The sequence below is a fragment of the Secundilactobacillus malefermentans DSM 5705 = KCTC 3548 genome (assembly GCF_001436395.1).
Lineage (GTDB): Bacteria > Bacillota > Bacilli > Lactobacillales > Lactobacillaceae > Secundilactobacillus > Secundilactobacillus malefermentans.
In genome coordinates this window covers 1-2,033 of record NZ_AZGJ01000094.1, presented here as the reverse complement: position 1 = coordinate 2,033, position 2,033 = coordinate 1, and the positions used below count along the sequence as shown (strand labels likewise).

Sequence of the window (2,033 nt, the reverse complement as noted above, 5' to 3'; positions counted from 1 at the left end):
AACTGTTCACGTTGTGACGGTATCCAACCAGAAAGCCACGGCTAACTACGTGCCAGCAGCCGCGGTAATACGTAGGTGGCAAGCGTTATCCGGATTTATTGGGCGTAAAGAGAGTGCAGGCGGTTTGTTAAGTCTGATGTGAAAGCCTTCGGCTCAACCGAAGAAGTGCATTGGAAACTGATAAACTTGAGTGCAGAAAAGGACAGTGGAACTCCATGTGTAGCGGTGAAATGCGTAGATATATGGAAGAACACCAGTGGCGAAGGCGGCTGTCTGGTCTGTAACTGACGCTGAGACTCGAAAGCATGGGTAGCGAACAGGATTAGATACCCTGGTAGTCCATGCCGTAAACGATGAATGCTAAGTGTTGGAGGGTTTCCGCCCTTCAGTGCTGCAGCTAACGCATTAAGCATTCCGCCTGGGGAGTACGACCGCAAGGTTGAAACTCAAAGGAATTGACGGGGGCCCGCACAAGCGGTGGAGCATGTGGTTTAATTCGAAGCTACGCGAAGAACCTTACCAGGTCTTGACATCTTCTGCCAACCTAAGAGATTAGGCGTTCCCTTCGGGGACAGAATGACAGGTGGTGCATGGTTGTCGTCAGCTCGTGTCGTGAGATGTTGGGTTAAGTCCCGCAACGAGCGCAACCCTTATTATCAGTTGCCAGCATTAAGTTGGGCACTCTGGTGAGACTGCCGGTGATAAACCGGAGGAAGGTGGGGATGACGTCAAATCATCATGCCCCTTATGACCTGGGCTACACACGTGCTACAATGGACGGTACAACGAGTCGCGAACTCGCGAGGGTAAGCTAATCTCTTAAAGCCGTTCTCAGTTCGGACTGTAGGCTGCAACTCGCCTACACGAAGTTGGAATCGCTAGTAATCGCGGATCAGCATGCCGCGGTGAATACGTTCCCGGGCCTTGTACACACCGCCCGTCACACCATGAGAGTTTGTAACACCCAAAGTCGGTTCGGTAACCTTCGGGAGCCAGCCGCCTAAGGTGGGACAGATGATTAGGGTGAAGTCGTAACAAGGTAGCCGTAGGAGAACCTGCGGCTGGATCACCTCCTTTCTAAGGATAATACGGAAGGTTGCACATAAGTCGAAACTTTGTTTAGTTTTGAGGGGTTTACTCTCAAAAATGCGAGAACAGCTATTTGGGCCTGTAGCTCAGTTGGTGAGAGCGCACGCCTGATAAGCGTGAGGTCGATGGTTCGAGTCCATTCAGGCCCACTCGACATGCGAAAACATGTTAATATGGGGAATTAGCTCAGATGGGAGAGCACCTGCTTTGCAAGCAGGGGGTCAGCGGTTCGATCCCGCTATTCTCCATTGACCCTAATTGGTCAAAGANAATTTGATCTTTGAAAACTAGATAATATCAATTTTTTCCTTTAATTTTATTGTAATAAATTAATTAAAGCCGAGAACACCGCGTATTTTTTGAGTTTTGAAACAAGTTTATATCGCGTAACATACTCAATTAACCGTTATCACGAAGTGATAGCTAGGTTAAGTTATGAAGGGCGCATGGTGAATGCCTTGGCACTAGGAGCCGATGAAGGACGGGACTAACACCGATATGCTTCGGGGAGCTGTACGTAAGCTTTGATCCGGAGATTTCCGAATGGGGAAACCCAATCATCTTAGTCGATGATTGTTGCTTGGGGAATACATACTCAAGTAACGGCAGACGTGGGGAACTGAAACATCTAAGTACCCACAGGAATAGAAAGAAAAATCGATTCCCTAAGTAGCGGCGAGCGAACGGGGAACAGCCCAAACCAACGAGCTTGCTTGTTGGGGTTGTAGGACTGAACATTTGAGTTACCAAAGCTTTCGATAGTTGAATAGGTTGGGAAGCCTAACCGCAGATGGTGAAAGTCCAGTAAGCGAAATCGAAAGCCCTCAGTTCAGGATCCTGAGTACGGCGGAACACGTGAAATTCCGTCGGAATCCGGGAGGACCATCTCCCAAGGCTAAATACTCCCTAGTGACCGATAGTGAACCAGTACCGTGAGGGAAAGG

General features: G+C 49.0%; 2 tRNA genes and 2 rRNA genes. All 4 read left to right on the top strand.

From position 1 onward, the window contains the following. Nucleotides 1-1,077 (top strand): 16S ribosomal RNA (locus FD44_RS09785); the annotation flags it as partial. A gap of 87 nt (nt 1,078-1,164) precedes the next feature. After that, nucleotides 1,165-1,238, top strand: a tRNA-Ile gene (locus FD44_RS09780). Nucleotides 1,239-1,264: 26 nt separating this feature from the next. Next, nucleotides 1,265-1,337, top strand: a tRNA-Ala gene (locus FD44_RS09775). Nucleotides 1,338-1,515: 178 nt separating this feature from the next. Then, nucleotides 1,516-2,033 (top strand): 23S ribosomal RNA (locus FD44_RS09770); the annotation flags it as partial.